General features: G+C 72.8%; 13 protein-coding genes. 8 read left to right on the top strand and 5 right to left on the bottom strand.

Annotated features, from left to right (window positions below; all coding sequences use genetic code 11):
• The first annotated feature begins 58 nt into the window (after window positions 1-58).
• Complete coding sequence (locus tag ACWDSL_RS28450) at window positions 59-1,948, top strand: hypothetical protein (RefSeq protein ID WP_450490115.1); 1,890 nt, start codon at window positions 59-61, stop codon at window positions 1,946-1,948.
• On the opposite strand, the gene ACWDSL_RS28445 is transcribed toward ACWDSL_RS28450, so the two are convergent.
• Complete coding sequence (locus ACWDSL_RS28445) at window positions 1,943-2,893, bottom strand: alpha/beta fold hydrolase (RefSeq protein ID WP_450490113.1); 951 nt, start codon at window positions 2,891-2,893, stop codon at window positions 1,943-1,945. The two genes, ACWDSL_RS28450 and ACWDSL_RS28445, sit on opposite strands and share 6 nt — an antisense overlap.
• Before the next feature lie 158 nt (window positions 2,894-3,051).
• A complete protein-coding gene (locus ACWDSL_RS28440; RefSeq protein WP_450490111.1) occupies window positions 3,052-3,789 on the bottom strand; it encodes a hypothetical protein in 738 nt (245 codons plus the stop codon).
• A 174-nt stretch (window positions 3,790-3,963) separates the two neighbouring features.
• Between ACWDSL_RS28440 and ACWDSL_RS28435 the strand changes: the two genes are divergently transcribed.
• On the top strand, window positions 3,964-4,245 hold the full coding sequence (locus tag ACWDSL_RS28435) for a hypothetical protein (protein WP_089508865.1): 282 nt from the start codon (window positions 3,964-3,966) through the stop codon (window positions 4,243-4,245).
• On the top strand, window positions 4,242-4,655 hold the full coding sequence (locus ACWDSL_RS28430) for a helix-turn-helix domain-containing protein (protein ID WP_450490109.1): 414 nt from the start codon (window positions 4,242-4,244) through the stop codon (window positions 4,653-4,655). Before ACWDSL_RS28435 ends, ACWDSL_RS28430 begins: the two co-directional genes overlap by 4 nt.
• 18 nt (window positions 4,656-4,673) lie before the next feature.
• On the opposite strand, the gene ACWDSL_RS28425 is transcribed toward ACWDSL_RS28430, so the two are convergent.
• On the bottom strand, window positions 4,674-7,097 hold the full coding sequence (locus ACWDSL_RS28425; RefSeq protein WP_450490107.1) for a SpoIIE family protein phosphatase: 2,424 nt from the start codon (window positions 7,095-7,097) through the stop codon (window positions 4,674-4,676).
• A gap of 69 nt (window positions 7,098-7,166) precedes the next feature.
• Window positions 7,167-10,901: a HAMP domain-containing protein gene (locus ACWDSL_RS28420; protein ID WP_450490151.1), complete on the bottom strand. Its 3,735-nt coding sequence runs from the start codon at window positions 10,899-10,901 to the stop codon at window positions 7,167-7,169.
• Window positions 10,902-11,183: 282 nt separating this feature from the next.
• On the opposite strand from ACWDSL_RS28420, the gene uraD reads away from it, so the two are divergent.
• The 4 genes from uraD to ACWDSL_RS28400 all read left to right on the top strand — a co-directional run bounded on the left by uraD (window position 11,184) and on the right by ACWDSL_RS28400 (window position 14,493).
• Window positions 11,184-11,699: a 2-oxo-4-hydroxy-4-carboxy-5-ureidoimidazoline decarboxylase gene (gene uraD / locus ACWDSL_RS28415; RefSeq protein ID WP_450490105.1), complete on the top strand. Its 516-nt coding sequence runs from the start codon at window positions 11,184-11,186 to the stop codon at window positions 11,697-11,699.
• A gap of 83 nt (window positions 11,700-11,782) precedes the next feature.
• Entirely contained in the window at window positions 11,783-12,136 is a 354-nt protein-coding gene (gene uraH / locus ACWDSL_RS28410) for a hydroxyisourate hydrolase (protein WP_450490149.1), read from the top strand.
• Between the two features lie 6 nt (window positions 12,137-12,142).
• Complete coding sequence (gene pucL / locus ACWDSL_RS28405; RefSeq protein WP_450490104.1) at window positions 12,143-13,051, top strand: factor-independent urate hydroxylase; 909 nt, start codon at window positions 12,143-12,145, stop codon at window positions 13,049-13,051.
• A gap of 17 nt (window positions 13,052-13,068) precedes the next feature.
• Window positions 13,069-14,493, top strand: coding sequence for an 8-oxoguanine deaminase (locus ACWDSL_RS28400; RefSeq protein WP_450490102.1), 1,425 nt, complete (start codon window positions 13,069-13,071; stop codon window positions 14,491-14,493).
• A gap of 86 nt (window positions 14,494-14,579) precedes the next feature.
• Here ACWDSL_RS28400 and ACWDSL_RS28395 read toward each other — a convergent pair whose 3' ends face one another.
• Window positions 14,580-15,776 carry an Ig-like domain-containing protein gene (locus tag ACWDSL_RS28395; protein WP_450490100.1) on the bottom strand — a complete coding sequence of 399 codons (1,197 nt, stop codon included), beginning with the start codon at window positions 15,774-15,776 and terminating at the stop codon, window positions 14,580-14,582.
• 200 nt (window positions 15,777-15,976) lie between these two features.
• On the opposite strand from ACWDSL_RS28395, the gene ACWDSL_RS28390 reads away from it, so the two are divergent.
• Complete coding sequence (locus tag ACWDSL_RS28390) at window positions 15,977-17,185, top strand: lipid II:glycine glycyltransferase FemX (RefSeq protein WP_450490098.1); 1,209 nt, start codon at window positions 15,977-15,979, stop codon at window positions 17,183-17,185.
• The last annotated feature ends 102 nt before the right edge of the window (window positions 17,186-17,287 follow it).

The following is a 17,287-nucleotide window of genomic DNA, read 5'->3' as shown; positions in this document are numbered from 1 at the left end:
CGTGATGGACTGTCATCAGTACGGCAAGCGGTATGGCGGGGCACCACGGGGGGCACTGATGACAGGGCGGCGTTCGGCACTGGCCGGAATCGACACACTGCGCGGGCTTTCGCGGGGCGCCCCTCCGCTGCCCACGGACGAAGGCGTGCTGCGCCGCCTGGCCGCCACGCATGTCACCTTCTGGCCGGGCGCTCGGTTCCCGGCCTGGGTGCGCGACGCCTGGGAAGCGTGGGACGGCCGCGGGATCGCCGACCCGCTGAGCCTGGTGCCGGAGCCCGACACCCGCCGGGTGTTGAGCAGGGTCCGCGAGGACCGCATCTGGAGCGACAAGCTGGGGATCGCCGGATCGCTCCGCGGCGAACTGGACACGGCCTGGCTCGCGGGCACCGTCACCGGGCCGGACCTGCTCGCCGCCATCCCTGCCCGGTACACCATGCCGGTGTGGCGCCAGTCCGAATCCCCGGCCATGCTCGGGTTGGAGCGGGCGCTGCGCACCTTCCTGGCCGGCGTGCTCGGCACCGACACGGACGCCTGGCTGCGGCTGATGACCGCCGTGGAGGACGTGCGCACCCTTCCCGGCGCGGACCGCGACGCCACCTGGCCCGATCTGCTGGCGCGCGCCGCCGACACCACGCCCGCCCCCCGGCGGATCGTCCCGTACGCCAAGGTCACCGGCCGCGAGCGGGAGAAGCTGCTGCGCTGGCGCGAGTGGACCTGGCCGGCCGGCGAGGTGCTGCGGCGCGCACCCGACGCCAAGATCCTGGACGCCCTGATGCCGCTGCTGCCCGACCACACGGGCTGGCTGCTCGCGCTCTACGTGGTCGCCCAGCGGCAGGCCGCCCCCGAGGCGGTCGTCGAGCATCTGAAGCGGTGTGGCGACCGCGAGGCGCTGGTGATGCTGGCGGAGTGGATCGACCTGGACCCGCCCACCCACCGCGCCCTGCTCGCCCACGGCGACCCCGAGATCCACCTCGCCCTGCTCGCCCCGCACTTCCACCACGGTCTCGAGGAGGCCCGCCGGGTGCTGGACGGCTCGGTGCCGCTCGCCCCGTACGAGTCGCGTATCCCAGGCAATGCCTTTCCCCACTTGCTGCACGCGTCCGAACCGGAGCTGATCGAGGCCGCGTTCACACACGACCGCGGGCGGTTCAAGACCCCCGAGCAGCTCGTCGGCTGTCTGAACATGCTGCGCCGTGGCGGCCCTCACCGCCTGTCCGCGCTGCTGGCCACCGGCCGGGTGGGCCCGGCCGTCACCAAGATGTGCCAGAAGGCCCTTGCCTCCGCCGACCCCCTCGCCACGCTCGAAGAGCGAGCGCAGCGCGAGCTGACGACGAAGAAGCTGGCGAGCCGGCTGCGCAGGGTGCGTTCCACCCTCGGCTATCCCGACACCGAGCGGCTCGTCGCCCTCTTCCCGGACATCGACTGGGCGTATCTGGAGGCCGAGCACGCCCGCGAGCCGTTCGAGTTCTGGTCGGCGGTGGTCGGCCACGCCACGGCCCCCTCCGCCGTCGCGGCCCGCCACGCCGGCGCGATCCTGGGCGACCGGCGCGCCAGCCGGCGCGGCCGTCCTCCCCGGGACGTCGAGATCGCCCGCGGTATGGCCCGGCGCGGCCTCGGGACCTCCGACTGGCGGGCGATCACCCTGGACGCCGACCGACTGCTGGCCGACGGCCTGCTGACAGACCGCGACCTGGTCTCCGTCGCCGCCCCCGCCGACCGCGTCCTCGGCTACCTCGGCAGCGCCCTCCGCCGCCCCGACGCCCCGCCGCAGGCCCGGGCCGCCACCGAGCGGATCGCCGAGCTCGTCGCGGTCCACCTCGACGGCAGCGACGATCCCGACGCGGCCTGGCAGCGGACGTACGCCCGGCTGACCGGGCAGGACCGGCGGTGGCCGCGGGCCGGCAGCATCGAGGCGACCCTCACCGAGGGCCGGGCCGGTCCGTCATGAGCGCGAGCGCAGACCGGCGGTGCCTGCGGTGAAGGAGCGGATCAGCCCGGCGACCGCGTTCGGGCGCTCCAGGAGCATCGCATGCGACGCGTCGAGGGTTTCGAGGGTGACGTGGGGGTGTGCGGCGGCGAGCCCGCCCAGGTCGCGGTCGAGGCCCTTGACGTACGCGGCCATCAGCTCGTCGAACCACGCCAGCGGGCCGCCCTGTGCCACCAGCCGCCCGGCGCGGACGATCAGCACCGGGCGGGTGAGGCGGCGATAGACAGGGAAGAGGTCGAGCGCGTTCATCTGGCCGAGCATTTCCAGGCCCCGCTCCCGCTCGGGCCGCATATACAGCTGCCCCTCCGGGGTCTCGCCGAGCGCGCGCCGGATGCCCTCGTCGAGCACTTCGGGCGCGATCCCCAGCGCCTGGGCCATCGCCGTCTGCTGGGCGAGCACGGTCGTCGCCAGCTCCTCCGGCGGAAAGGTCCGGCCCATCGCGGCGGCGGAGAACTGGTGGGCGCGGTCGAGACCCTGGACCACGGTGTCCCGGTCGAGGCCCACGTACTGCTCGGGGCGGCCGTGGCCGACGCCGTCGAGGTTGACCGCGGCGGGGGTGTGCGGATGGGCGTCCGCGTACAGCGCGGCGGCCATACCGCCGAGGGAGTGGCCGACCGGTATGGCCTCCGCGATGCCGCAGGCATCCAGGACGGCCTCGATGTCGTCGAGCACGGCGGGGAACGTCCAGGGTGTGGAGCCGGGGCCGGAGCGGCCGTGGGCGCGCAGGTCCATCGAGACGACGCGGTGGTCCGTGGCGAGGTCGGCCGCCGCGACCGACCAGTCGGCGAGGGTGCGGGAGGCCCCGTGGAGCAGCAGCAGCGGGGTGCCGGCGCCGCCGTGGTCGCGTACGGCCAGCGGCACGCCGTCGCGCTCGACGGTGAGCTCGGCGGGGGTGGATGAGGGCATGGGGCAGCGCTCCGTAGCGTCGCGGAAAGGGGATCGACCACCACCGTAGGGCGCTTCGGAGAGCCGAAGATCATCCCCGAAGGGGAGGCCCGAGGACCCTCTGCCGGGTCATAATGAACAAGGCCCCAACCCAGAGCGGCCCAACACAGAACAGGGGCTCACCGCTTGGGCGGCCCCACCCGGATCAGCGTGTCCGCGGGGTCGTTGATGGGCTGTGGGGTCCCGGTCAGATCCATGATGAAAAGCGGCAGCTGCAGCGCGTCGGCGCGCGCCCGCGCATCCCTCGCGTAGCCCGCGAGCGAGAAGAAGACGCCGGCGGCGGATTCATTGAGCCCGTTCAGCCACAGACATTCGATATCGCGCAGCGCGGTGGGCCGGGTGGTCGGGTCCACCTGGGCGACCACACCAGGACCGCGCAGATCCACCCCGGAGCCATCCTGCCCCTCCGGCCGCCGCACACCGCCGAAGCCGAGCCATTTCAGATACTGCGCGGCGGCCGTCACCGCGTCCCGCGCCGTACGGATCGTCACCGGCCGGAACGCGGGCCGCAGCACGGGCCGACCCGGTGGTCCGGCGGCCCCCGTCGCCGGGCCGCCGGGGCGGGCGGTGGCCGGGGCGCGCTCCGTGGGGTCGGGCGCCGACGCCACGGGGACGCGGACCAACGCCCCGCACGCGCAGCCGAACTCCGGCTGGGGCCAGTGGCCCTGCCGGCCGCACATGGCGCAGTTGGCCGCCACCCAGGTGTCGTCCCAGGTGCGGTGCTCGATCTTCTGCGGGTCTCCGTCGCGCAGCACGGGGAGGGTGAGCGGCGCCCCGCACGAGCACGGGTAGGTGGGCGGAGTGAACGACTGCTCGCGGCGGCACGAGGGGCAGCGCACCGGCACGCTCTCTGTCATCTGTGGCTCCGAGTTCCGAGGTTCGAGTTCCGGGAGAGAGGGTCTGTGCCCATGCTCCCCGAAGCGCGGGGCCGGGGGCGGCGACTTGGGGGTTCTTGGGGGTTCTGCGTCCGGCGGGCCGACCGCCGTGGGACGCTCGTGACGTCTCCTGTGCGAGGGCAGTAGGTTGGCGGCGTGAGACTGAGGGTTGAGTTCACCACCGAGCCGTTCGACCTCGACGAGGTGCCGCCGCATGCCGTGGTGGCCCGCGACATCGTCCAGGGCGCCCCGCTGGACTCCGTCGACGTCGGCCCGTTCGGCAACACGGCGGAGGGCGGCGCGGAGCACGTCCTGGCCGCCGTACACGAACTGCTGCGCGAGTCCCTGGAGGCGGGGGCGACCCGGATCTCGCTCCAGGTCAACGTCATCCCGGAGTCGGCCGCGGCCACGGGCGAGGCGGGGGAGGGCGGCAGGTGACCCGTCCCGCCGACGACCCCTTCGTCACGGCGGTCAAGCCGCTGGTGGACGCCATCGGCGGCGAGCTGATCGCCCCGGACAGCGCCCAGGGCGATGACGTGGTCCTCTCCTGGGAGGGCCGGGAGGTCGTGGCCGTACGGCTGCCGCACCTCTCCGACTCGCTCGACCACATCCTCGCCGAGCTCCGCCGCCGCCACGGCGTCCCGCTCGCCGACCTGGACCGCAAGACCAAGCAGTCGGTCGTCCGCCTCCTCGAACAGCGCGGCGCCTTCTCCATGCGCCACGGCGTGGAGACGGTCGCGACCGCGCTCGGCGTCAGCCGCTTCACCGTCTACAACTACCTCAATTACGCCGATGAGCAGCGGGCCAAAGCGCGTGGGCGCGGTGAGCGGCCGCGGCAGGACGACTGACCCGGCGCACCGCGACGATCAGGTCGGTTGAACCGCGATCAGGCAGGTGTCGTCGTCGGTGTCGGCGATGTCGCAGGACAGCAGGTCGTCCAGATAGTCCTCGAGGTCGTCCACCGGGCGGCCGGCGGCGGCGAGGAGCTGCCCAAGGGCTTGGTCGATGCCGCTGTCGCGGCGCTCGATCAGGCCGTCGGTGTACACCAGCAGGATGTCGTGCCGTCGCAGCTCGTGCTGGGTCTCCTCGTACGAGGCGGCAGCGACAGCGCCCAGCAGCACACCGTCCGGCGGCGTGAGCGCTTCGGCCTTCCCGCGGCTGACGAGGATCGGGGGCACGTGTCCGGCGTTGGCCCAGCGCAGGGTCCGGGCGGCCGGATCGAACAGGCCGCAGACGACTGTCGCGGTGACCTGCTCGGGGAGGCAGCACGCGACGGTGTTGAGCCAGGAGAGCAGCCGGCCCGGCCCCGCACCGGTGACGGCCAGGCCGCGCAGGGCGTTGCGCAGGACGACCATGCCCGTCGCGGCGGCGATGCCGTGGCCGGCGATGTCACCGACCGTGAGCAGCACCCGGCCATCGGGCAACACGACGGCGTCGTACCAGTCTCCGCCGACCCGCTGGTCCTCCTCCGCCGGGCGGTAGCGCACGGCGACCCGCAGCCCCGCCCGGTACACCGGGTGTTCCGTCGGGGGCATGATCGCCCGCTGCAGCTGTCGGGTCAGCCGATGGCGCTCCGCGGCCTGCTGCTCGGCACCGGCAAGCCGGTCCCGGGTGGCGGCCAGCGCGACCTCGGTCCAGCGGTGGGGAGAGATGTCCTGGTAGGCGCCGCGTACCGCGACCAGGAGCCCGGAGGCGTCGCAGAGGGGTTCGGCGACCACCCGCAGATGGCGGACCACCCCGTCGGCGCGCCGAAGCCGGAAGGTGATCGCGCTCTCCTTCCGCTGATGCAGCACGCTGCGCAGGAAGCGCCGCACGGCGCCGGTGTCGTCGGGGTGCGCATGTCGGGAGAGCTGGTGCAGCGGCACCGGGGCCGCGCCGCGCTCCAGCCCGTACAGGGCGGACAACTGCTCGGTCCAGGAGATCTCACCGGTGGTCAGGTTCTCCTCGAAGGCGCCGATCCGGCTGAGCCGCTGGGCGTGCTCCAACAGGTCGGTCAGTCGGGCGTCGCCCTCCCGGAGCCGCCAGCTGAGCAGCACCACATCGCCGAAGCGGACCAGCCCCACGGCAGCTTCCACAGCCGGTCGCGCCGCGCTGCCCGGGAACCTGAGCACCGTGCTCCGGCTGCGATACGGAGCCCCAGTACTGTGCACCCGCTTCATCCGCTCGAACAGGCCGTCCTCCGCGGCGAACAGCGGATACGCCTCCAGCAGCGGGAGCCCGGTCAGGGAGCCACGGGGACGGCCGGCCGGGTCGGTGAAGCGCGTGTTGGTGTGCTCGATCATGAAGTCGGTGATCCGGCCGTCGCGGCCCCGCAGCGGGCGCAGCAGGGCGGCGGAGTCCAGCAGGCCGTCGAGCAGTCCGACGAGCCAGGCGGCGGTCCCGCCGGGCGGGCTGTCCGGCTCCACGCCGTGGTCGGAGAGCGACAGGGCGCACAGCTGGGCCAGGGCGTCCAGCTGCCGTTGGAGGGCGAGCCCGGGGTGGGGGCCTGGCCAGTGGACCTCCAGGACGCCCACCCGCTGACCGCCGACTTGAGCGGGCACGACGGCCCGTGTGCCGCCGCTGCCGCCGCCGATGCTGGGCGGCGGCGGGTCGCCGGACTCGTTGATCCACAGCGTTCGGTCCTCGGTGATGGACCGCTGGGCCGGGGTGCCGAGCCCCGGCGGGACATAGCGCCAGCGGGCGGCCTCGGCGGGGCCGAACCCTGCCTCTCCCGCCAGCGTGAGGGAGCCGTCGGGGGCGGCCGACCACACGGCGGCGGCGGTGGCGCCCAAGGGGCTCAGGGCCCGGTCGAGGAGGCCGCGGGCGAGCGCCTGGGTGTCGTCACCGGCCAGGATGGCGGCGGCCTCCGCCGTACGCAGCCGTAGGGCGGGCCCTTCGCGCCGCGGGCCCGCGGCGCCCCCCGCGGCTCCCTCTGCCGTCCGGCCGGTGCCGGACGTGGCGGCCTGCGCGGTACGGGCTTCCGCGACCGCGCTCGCGGTGGCGTCCGAGGCGGCCTGGTTGATGATGTCGGCGGCCAGCTCGGGCAGGGGTATCCGGGCGTCGGAGGCGAGCGTCCGCAGCTGCTGCGCGGCTTCGGCCGGAGCGCAGTTCAGCCGTTCCACGAGGACGCCCTCGGCGAGTTCCACCAGAACCCGGGCGTCGCGGTCCTCCCACAGGGCGTGGATCTCGGTGCTCAGCCGGTCGACCGTGGCCGCCAGCCCGGCCGTTCCGGCGTCACCGTGTGGTGCGGGACGCACGGCGGGTTCGGAAGGGGGCCGCTGTCGCGTGGGCTCGTGCTGCTGCTCCACCATGGGGTTGCTCCTCGGCCCGGGGATCCGGCGGGCGGTGGCTCTGCTCGCCGGGTGGCCACCCCAAGCACATCACAGGTCGAGCCAGCGGCGCATGCAGTGGACCAGCTGCTGTGCGTCGACGGGCTTGGGCACGTAGTCGTCCGCCCCGGCGGCCAGGCACTTCTCCCGGTCACCGGACATGGCCTTGGCAGTGACCGCGATGATCGGCACACGGCGACGCCCGGGCATGACACGGATCGCCGCGGTGGCGGCGTAGCCGTCCATCTGCGGCATCATCACGTCCATCAGGACCAGGTCGATGTCCTCGTCGGCCAGCGCCTCCACGCCTTCACGGCCGTTCTCGGCGTGCACGACGCGCATGCCGTGCAGCTCCAGGATGCCGGTGACGGCGAAGACGTTCCGGGCATCGTCGTCGACGATCAGTACGGTGCGGCCGGCCAGCGGGTCGGCCTCCGGGGGTGCGGGCCCCGGACTGGTCTTCGGGGCGTGGACCAGCGGCAGGGCCTCGCCGGGGCGCTCGGCGGTCAGGTGCAGCACGATGCGCATCCGCAGCTCGTCCAGGCTTGTGAGCACTTCGAGCGGCTGGGCGCCGGCCCGGGCCCGGAGCCGGTGCTCCTCCTCGGCCGAGGGCGCCTGGTGGCCGCAGTGGACCAGGACGGGGACGTGGCGCAGGGCCGGGTCGGTGTCGGCGTCGGTGTCGAGGAGACGCAGCAGTTCGCCCGCGCCCTCGCCGGGCAGACCGCAGTCCACCACCGCGCAGTGGTGTGTCCGGCCGGCCAGTGCGGCCGCCGCCTCCCCGGGATCGGCGGCGGTGTCCACCCGGACGGGCGAGGGGATCCCGGGCAGGTCGGCGACAGCGCTCTCGGCCAGCAGGGACAGCAGCCCCCGCGGCCTGGCCTCGACGACCAGCACGCGGCGCCCTGCGGGTGGCACGCTGTGGCGGTCCGCGGCGTGGCCGGCTTCGCCGGGGCGTCCCGGGCCGCCGGGTGCGGTGCCGCGGTGGTGGCGGGGCGCTGCGCCGGGCACTGTCGCTGCGGGGGCCGCGGTGGCGGTGCCCGGCGGATGCGGTGTCGCGGTGTCCTGGACGGAGGGGTGCACGGTCGGCAGGTACAGGGTGAAGCAGCTGCCCTCGCCCTGGGTGCTCCGGGCGTGGATGGAGCCGCCGAGCAGGTAGGCGATCTCGCGGCAGATGGACAGGCCCAGGCCGGTTCCCCCGTACGTGCGGCTGGTGGTGCCATCGGCCTGCTGGAAGGCGCCGAAGATGCTCTCCAGGTGCTGTTCCGAGATGCCGATGCCGGTGTCGCTGACCCGGAAGGCCAGGGCGGGGCGGCCGGAGCGGCGGACGGAGTCGGGCAGGTCGGCGGCCTCCTCGACGGGTTCGATCCGCAGTTCGACATGGCCTGCCTCGGTGAACTTCACCGCGTTGGAGAGCAGGTTCCGGAGCACCTGGCGCAGCCGGGACTCGTCGGTGACCAGCTCGGACGGGACTTCGGGCGCCGTGACGACCTGGAACTCCAGCCCCTTCTGGGAGGTCAGGGGGCGGAAGGCGGCCTCCAGGGAGTCCAGCAGCCGGCGCAGCCGGAAACGCTCGGGGCTGATGTCCATCTTCCCCGCCTCGACCTTGGACAGGTCGAGGATGTCGTTGATCAGCTGGAGCAGGTCGGAGCCGGCGGAGTGGATGACTTCCGCGTACTCCACCTGTTTCGGGGTGAGGTTGCGGCTGGGGTTCTGGGCCAACAGCTGGGCGAGGATGAGCAGGCTGTTGAGCGGGGTCCGCAGCTCGTGGCTCATGTTGGCCAGGAACTCCGACTTGTACCGAGAAGCACGGGCGAGCTCCCGGGCCCGGGCCTCGAGCTCCTGCCGTGCCTGCTCGATCTCCTGGGTCTTCGTCTCGATGTCCCGGTTCTGGCTGGCCAGCAGCGCGGCCTTCTCCTGCAGTTCGGCGTTGGAGTGCTGCAGCTCCTCCTGGCGGACCTGGAGTTCCTCCGAACGTGCCTGAAGCTCGCCCGCGAGGCGCTGGGACTCGCCCAGGAGCTCGTCGGTGCGGGCGCCCGCGATGATGGCGTTGACGTTGCCGCCGACGGTCTCCATCAGCTGGTCCAGGAAGTCCCGCTGCACCGGGGTGAAGCGGCCGGTGGAGGCCAGCTCGATGACGCCGAGCACCTGCTCCTCCGCCATGACGGGCAGCACGACCAGGCTGGCGGGGGCCGCGCCGCCGAGCCCGGAGGAGATGACGTAATCGGCCGGGACGTCGTCCACCGCGATGGTGCGCCGGCTGCGGGCGGCCTGACCCACCAGCGACTCGCCGAGCCGGAACCGGGTGGGGCGGCGGGAGCCCTCGGGACGTCCGTAGGAGTCGATGAGGCACAGCCGCACGCCTTCATGGGTGTCCTCGGCGAGGAAGAAGGCGCCGTACTGGGCGGAGACCAGCGGTACCAGCTCGTCCATGATCAGCCCGGCGACGTCGGCGAGATCGCGGCGGCCCTGTATCAGGCCGGAGATCCGGGCCAGGTTGGTCTTGAGCCAGTCCTGCTCCTGGTTGGCCCGGGTGGTCTGGCGCAGCGACTTCACCATGGCGTTGATGTTGTCCTTGAGCTCGGCGACCTCTCCGGAGGCGTCCACGGTGATGGAGCGGGTGAGGTCACCCTCGGCCACCGCACTGGTGACCTCGGCGATCGCGCGGACCTGCCGGGTGAGGTTGCCGGCCAGCTCGTTGACGTTCTCCGTGAGCCGCTTCCAGGTGCCCGAGACGCCTTCCACCTCGGCCTGTCCGCCGAGGCGGCCCTCGCTGCCGACCTCGCGAGCCACCCGGGTCACCTCCGCGGCGAAGGAGGACAGCTGGTCGACCATGGTGTTGATGGTGGTCTTGAGCTCCAGGATCTCCCCGCGGGCGTCCACGTCTATCTTGCGGTGGAGGTCGCCGCCCGCGACGGCGGTGGTGACCTGGGCGATATTGCGGACCTGGCCGGTCAGGTTGTTCGCCATGGAGTTGACGCTGTCCGTGAGGTCCTTCCAGGTGCCCGCCACATGCGGCACCCGGGCCTGGCCGCCGAGGATGCCGTCGGTGCCCACCTCGGAGGCCACCCTGGTCACCTCGTCGGCGAACGCGGACAGCGTGTCGACCATGGTGTTGATGACCCCGGCGAGGGCCGCGACCTCCCCCTTGGCCTCGACGACGATCCGCTGGGAGAGGTCGCCCCGGGCGACCGCGGTGGCCACCTGCGCGATGTTCCGCACCTGGCCGGTGAGGTTGGATGCCATGACATTGACGTTGTCGGTGAGGTCCTTCCAGGTGCCGGAGACCCCGCGGACGGTGGCCTGGCCGCCGAGGTTGCCCTCGGTGCCCACCTCGCGGGCCACCCGGGTCACCTCGTCGGCGAACGCCGAAAGCTGGTCGACCATCGTGTTGATGGTCTCCTTGAGCTCCAGGATCTCCCCGCGAGCGTCCACGGTGATCTTCTGGGAGAGATCGCCGCAGGCCACGGCGGTGGCCACCTGCGCGATGTTCCGCACCTGAGTGGTGAGGTTCCCCGCCATCGCGTTCACCGACTCGGTGAGGTCCTTCCACGACCCCGACACGTCCGGCACCCGGGCCTGTCCGCCGAGGCGGCCCTCGCTGCCGACCTCGCGGGCCACCCGGGTCACCTCTGAGGTGAACCGTGACAGCTGGTCCAGCATGCCGTTGAAGACGGTGGCGATCTCACCGAGCAACCCGTCGCCGTCTTCGGGGATCCGGGTGCGAAAATCGCCGTCCCGGACCGCGGTGAGACCGTCGAGCAGGCGGCGCAACCCGGTCTCGTCCATCTGGCAGGCCACGCTCGCAGGTCCGTCCCGCGCGGCCGCGCCGAAAGCCTCGGCCATCTCCGCTCCCGCCGTACTGATCCACCACCGACCGACCGGAAGGCGAGGTCGCGGCCCCTCGGCCGCCGGAGGCCGCCCGGCGGTCGCTCCGTCGTCTCCAGTGTGCCGCCGACGTTTGCGTGGCGGGCGGCGCAGCCCGAGGTGCCACTGTGTTCTTGCGCGGCGCCACCCGAACTTTTCAACAAACTGTTGACGTCTCGTGGGGGCGGCTCCTAGCTTGCGAGTGTGACTACCAGCGCTCCGCCGGGACTGGCCCGGTTCAACGCAGCGGACGGGCCGGGCGTCGCCGCGCTGCTGCACGAGGTGTGCGCCAGCCGGGCGTGGGCGGCGACGGTGGCCGCCGGGCGGCCGTACGGCAGCGTCGACGCGCTGCTGACCGCCGCCGAGCAGGCCATGGCGGGGCTGACCGACGCCGACCTCGCCGAGGCGATGGCCGGGCACCCGCCCATAGGGCGGCCGAAGCCCGGCGACGCCACCTCGGCGCGCGAGCAGAGCGGGGTGGGGGAGGCCGAGCGCGCGCGGCTGCTGAAGCTGAACCGCGCCTACCAGGAGCGCCATGGGCATGTCTTCCTCATCTGCGCCACCGGGCGCGGCGGCGAGGAGATGCTGGCTGCTCTCAACGAGCGGATCGGCAACGACACCGACACCGAACGCGAGATCGTCCGCACCGAGCTGGGCAAGATCAATCGCAACCGGCTGGCCCGGCTCATGACCAGGGACGAGGAGGGAGGGGAGCGGTGACAGCCAAGACGCCCGGTACGCACACCACCCCGCACCCGTGGCACACCACCCCGCACACCACCTCGCACACCCCGCACACCTCCGTGTCCACGCACATCCTGGACACCGCCCTCGGCCGCCCGGCCGCCGGAGTGGCCGTCGAGCTGTCCGTCCGCCCCGCGGGCGACGCGCCCTGGGCGGCCCACGCCGGCTCCAGCACGGACGCCGACGGCCGCTGCAAGGACCTGCCCGCCCTCCCCGAGGGCACCGCGCACGTACGGCTGCGGTTCGAGGTCGAGCCGTATCTCGCCCGCGCGGGACACCCATCAGCCGAGGGGCAGGGATACGGAGCCTTCTTCCCGGAGGTGGCGGTGGTCTTCGCCGTCGAGCCCGGGGAGCACTACCACGTGCCCCTGCTGCTCAACCCGTTCGGCTACTCCGTATACCGAGGGAGCTAGCACCCGATGCCCACACTCGGCCAGAACCAGTACGGCAAGGCGGAAACCCGCGTCGTCCGGATCGTGCGGGACGGCGCCGTCCACCACATCAAGGACCTGAACGTGTCGGTGGCGCTCTCCGGCGACATGGACGAGGTCCACCTCTCCGGCAGCAACGCCAACGTGCTGCCGACGGACACCACCAAGAACACCGTGTACGCCTTCGCCAAGGAACACGGCATCGCCTCGCCCGAGCAGTTCGGCATCCTGCTCGCCCGTCACTTCGTCACCGGCCAGGACGCCATCCACACCGCCCGGATCCGGATCGAGGAGTACGGCTGGGAGCGGATCGAGACCGCGGGGGCGGCCCGCCACTCCTTCGTCCGTACGGGACAGGAGACCCGCACCGCCCAGGTCACCTTCGACGGAGAGCGGTGGGAGGTGATCTCCGGGCTGACGGGGCTGACCGTGCTGAACTCCACCGACTCGGAGTTCTGGGGCTTCGTCAAGGACAAATACACCACGCTGCCGGAGGTGCGCGACCGTATCCTCGCCACCGATGTGCAGGCCCGGTGGCGCTACGGCTGGTGTTCCGGTGACGGTGACGGTGACGGCGGCGACGGTGGCGAGCCCGCGCCGGACTGGGAGCGGGAATACGCCGGGGCCAGAGCCGACCTGCTGGCCGCCTTCGCCGAGACGTACTCGCTCTCGCTCCAGCAGACGCTGTACCAGATGGGCGCCCGCGTGATCGAAAACCGGCCCGCGATCGACGAAATACGGCTCTCGCTGCCCAACAAGCACCACTTCCTGGTCGACCTGGAACCCTTCGGCCTGAAGAACGACAACGAGGTCTATTTCGCCGCCGACCGGCCGTACGGCCTCATCGAGGCCACGATCCTGCGGGACGGCGTCCGGCCCCGGATCGCCACCGACTGAAGGGCGCCACGACAGACATGAACCGGCCCGCAGAACCGAACAGCACCGCAGAACCGAACAGCACCGCGGCAGCGAAGCGCATCGTCATCGAGAACTGCGCCATCGCGACCGTGGACGCCCACGACACCGAGTACACCAGCGGCCACATCGTCATCGCGGGCAACCGCCTGGAGTCGGTGGGACCGGGCCCCGCGCCCGCCGACCTCGACGGGGTGGTCCGCAGAGTCGACGGCACCGGCCGGCTGGCGACCCCCGGCCTGGTCAACACCCACCACCACTTCTACCAGTGGATCACCCGCGGCCTGGCCCAGGACCACAACCTCTTCAACTGGCTGGTCGCCCTCTACCCGGTCTGGGCGCGGATCGACGAGCCCATGGTGTACGAGTCGGCGCGCGCCTCGCTGGCCATGATGGTCCGCGGCGGCGTCACCTGCGCCATGGACCACCACTACGTCTTCCCGCGCGGCGCGGGCGACCTGCTGGGCGCCGAACTGCGCGCGGCCAGGGAGCTGGGCGTACGGTTCACGGCCGCGCGCGGCTCCATGGACCGCGGCGAATCGGACGGCGGGCTGCCGCCCGACTTCGCCGTCGAGACCATCGAGGACGCGCTGCGCGCCACCGAGGAGGCGATCGACGCCCACCACGACCCCTCGTACGACTCCATGCTGCAGATCGCGGTCGCGCCCTGCTCGCCCTTCTCAGTCTCCACCGAACTGCTCCGCGAGGCCGCGGTCCTGGCCCGCCGCAAGGGCGTACGGCTGCACACCCACGGCTCGGAGACGGTGGAGGAGGAGAAGTTCTGCCACGAGCTGTTCGGCATGGGCCCGACCGACTACTTCGAGTCGACCGGCTGGCTGGGCGAGGACGTGTGGATGGCGCACTGCGTCCATATGAACGACGCCGACATCGCGGCCTTCGCCCGCACCGGTACGGGCGTGGCGCACTGCCCCTCGTCCAACGCCCGCCTGGCCGCCGGCATCGCCCGCGTCCCCGACCTGCTGGCCGCCGGCGTACCGGTCGGCCTCGGCGTGGACGGCACCGCCTCCAACGAGTCCGGCGAACTGCACACCGAACTGCGCAACGCCCTGCTGATCAACCGCCTGGGCACCCACCGCGAGACGGCGCTGAACGCCCGTCAGGCGCTGCGCCTCGGCACCTACGGCGGGGCGCGGGTGCTCGGCCGCCACGAGCAGATCGGCTCCCTGGAGCCGGGCAAACTGGCCGACCTGGTGCTGTGGAAGCTCGACGGCCTCGGCCACTCCACGATCGCCGACCCGGTCGCGGCGCTGGTCCTCGGCCCACCGGCGCCGGTGACCCTGTCGCTCGTGGACGGCCGCCCGGTGGTGGAGTCGGGTCGGCTGCTCACCGCCGACGAGGACGACATCGCCCGCCGCGCCGGCGACGAGGCGCGCCGGCTCGCCCGTATCGCGGCTGATGGCTGAACGGCTGACGGTTGAGCGGTTGACGGCTGAGCCTTCCTGGGGCCTGGCTCTCCTGGAACCGAGGGGGCGCTCGGCCCCAGCCCGGATCAGCGCAGGGCGCTCTTGGCCCGCCACTCCTCCCAGCCGACGTTCCAGTCGCCGAAGCCGTTGTTCAGCGCCACCCGCCCCTTGGTCTCCGCGCCCTTGACCTCGAACGGGTCGCCGATCCGCGCCTGGCCGTAGAGCCATGCGGCGTCGGCGTCGCTCATGCCGATGCAGCCGTGGCTCCTGTTGGCCTTGCCGAAGTAGGCGGCGTTCCAGGGCGCGGCGTGCGCGTACGTACCCGACCAGGTCAGCCGCATCGAATAGTCGACCGTCTCGTCATAGGCGTTGCCGAGGCCGACGGTCTCGGAGTTCATCCGGATGGTGCCCTCCTTGGCCATCAGCACCTCCGTGCCCCGCCAGGAGCCGGTGTCGGCGCCGGGGGTGCCGCCGGAGACCGGCAAGGTCCGTACCGCCTTGCCGTCGCGCTCCAGGGTGAGCCGCTTGCTGTCGAGGTCGACCTTGACCACCTGCCGGGCGCCTACGGTGAAGCCGAGCTCGTAGTCGCGTACGAACCAGCCGCCGCCCGCGCCCGAGTCGGTGCCGTTGAGCCGGGCGTCCAGGGTGACCCGGGTACCGGGCCGCCAGTACTCCTTGGGCCGCCAGTCCACCCGGTCCTTGCCCGACCAGTCCTTCATCCAGCCCCAGGAGCCCTCGGTGTGGTTCGAGGTGGTGACCTTGAGCTGTTTCTCCACCGCGGCCTTGTTCGCCACCGGGCGGTCGAAGACCAGGGAGATCGGCTGCGCCACGCCGACCGTGGTGTCACCGCCCGGCCGCCAGTCCACCTTGTTGACCAGGCCCGCCGCGGCGGTGGTGAAGGTGGACTTCGCGTTTCCCGCGGCGCCGCCCTCGGCGCGGGTGGCCGCCTTGACGGTGTACGTGGTGCCGGGCGCGGCGTTGCGGTCGGAGGTCCAGGTCCGGCGGTCGTGCGACACCGCGCCGCCGAGCCTGCCACCGCGGCCGTCGGTGACGGTCACCGAGGCGAGGGTGCCGCCGCTCGCGGCGACCTTGACCGGTTCGCCCGCTTTCCGGGGCGTGACGGTGACCGTCACCGCCTTGCCGCCGCCCGAGCCCCCGCCGCCGACCTTCGCGTCCGCCTTCGCCGGGGCCGACCCGCCGGAGGAGCAGCCGGTCAGCGCGGCGGTCAGCAGGGCGGCGGCGGCCGTGGCCGCGGCGGCGGGGCGCACACGTATCTGGCGCAACGGAAACCTCCGTGAAGGTCGGGGAGATGACGGGACGCTCGGGACTCTAAGCCGCGAAAAGCCCCGGAATCGGCCTTCGCGGCCATGTGACAGCAGCTGCAGAGGAACGGTCATCGTCCGGTCACATTCGCCGCTCGGCGCGGTCATGGGCGGCTGTGAATCTTCGACGCGTTCCCATCAACGGCACCCGAGGAGGCGCAGTGTCAGCGCTGCTCGTGACGGCGAGCCCTCGTCCGCGGCAAGCCCGGCTGGGGCCCATCAGCCCCGAGGCGTACCGCACCTTCCTGGCATCCCGCACCGGCTCCGCCCTGGGCCCCGGCTTTCTGCAGTGTCCGTCCTGGGCCGCGGTGAAGGACGGCTGGCAGGCCCAACTGCTCGGCTGGGGCCCGGAGACCGGGCCCGAGGGGGCGGGGGCGGGGGCGGGGGCGAGAGAGTTGAGCGGGGTCGCGCTGGTGCTGCTGCGCCAGCTGCCCGGCACCCGGAAGTACTTCGCCTATCTGCCCGAGGGGCCCGTCGCCGATTGGACCGACCCGGACATCGACGGCTGGCTCGACCCGCTGCTGCGCCAGCTGCGCACCTCCGGCGTATTCGCCGTGCGCATCGGCCCCACGCCCGCCTACCGCAGCTGGACCGCCGCCGCGCTCAAGGCGGCCACCGGCCCAGGACGCCGGCTGTCCGACGTCCTCACCTGCCAGGTCGACCCACTGGGCACCGTCGTGACCGAGCGGCTGCGCGCCCGCGGCTGGCGCCGCTGCGGCGACGACGGAGACGGGGCCGGGGACGCGCAGCCCCGCTATGTCTTCCGCGTCCCGCTGGCCGGCCGCACCCGCGAGGACCTGTGGGGCGGGCTCAACCAGGAGTGGCGGCGCAACATCCGCCGGGCCCACAAGTCGGGCGTACGGGTGGAGCTGGGCGGCCCCGCCGAACTCCCCGAGTTCTACCGGCTGCTGCGGATCACCGAGGAGCGCGACGGCTTCCGGCTCGGCCGCTCCCTGACGTACTACGAGCGCCAGTACGCGGCCCTCAACGCTGAGGCGCCGGGCCGGATGAGGTTGTACCTCGCCCGGTACGAGGGCGAGATCCTGGCCGCCCACACCATGATCACGGTCGGCCGGCGGGTCTGGTATCAGACCGGCGCCTCCGCCGACCACCGACGCGAGGTACGCCCCTCCAACGCCCTGCAGTGGCAGATGATGCTGGACGCCCACGCCCAGGGCGCGGAGGTCTACGACATGCGCGGGGTACCCTCCACACTCGACCCCGACGAACGGCCGTTCGGGCTGATGCGCTGGAAGCTGGGCACCGGAGGCCAGGTCGTCGAGACGCTGGGGGAGTGGGAGACACCATTGAGCGGCACCGCCAACCACGCGCTCCACCGCGCCTTCCAGCTCTACCTGGCCCGCCGATGAGCGCCCCCGCGAACCCGGTGGGCCCGGCAGGTCCGGTGGGCCCCGCGGGCCGGGCCGGCCCGGCCAGGCCGACGGGCCAGGCGAGCCGGGTGGCGGCGCCGC

It is taken from the genome of Streptomyces sp. NPDC000941, assembly GCF_053599555.1.
Note: the sequence above shows the minus strand (reverse complement) of the source record. Positions and strands in the feature narration are given on the sequence as shown.

Excerpts from the sequence above, each read along its gene's own strand:
- ACWDSL_RS28450 (WP_450490115.1), top strand. The coding sequence starts at position 59 with ATGACAGGGCGGCGTTCGGCACTGGCCGGAATCGACACACTGCGCGGG.
- ACWDSL_RS28445 (WP_450490113.1), bottom strand. The coding sequence starts at position 2,893 with ATGCCCTCATCCACCCCCGCCGAGCTCACCGTCGAGCGCGACGGCGTG.
- ACWDSL_RS28440 (WP_450490111.1), bottom strand. The coding sequence starts at position 3,789 with ATGACAGAGAGCGTGCCGGTGCGCTGCCCCTCGTGCCGCCGCGAGCAG.
- ACWDSL_RS28425 (WP_450490107.1), bottom strand. The coding sequence starts at position 7,097 with ATGGTGGAGCAGCAGCACGAGCCCACGCGACAGCGGCCCCCTTCCGAA.
- ACWDSL_RS28420 (WP_450490151.1), bottom strand. The coding sequence starts at position 10,901 with ATGGACGAGACCGGGTTGCGCCGCCTGCTCGACGGTCTCACCGCGGTC.
- pucL (WP_450490104.1), top strand. The coding sequence starts at position 12,143 with ATGCCCACACTCGGCCAGAACCAGTACGGCAAGGCGGAAACCCGCGTC.
- ACWDSL_RS28400 (WP_450490102.1), top strand. The coding sequence starts at position 13,069 with ATGAACCGGCCCGCAGAACCGAACAGCACCGCAGAACCGAACAGCACC.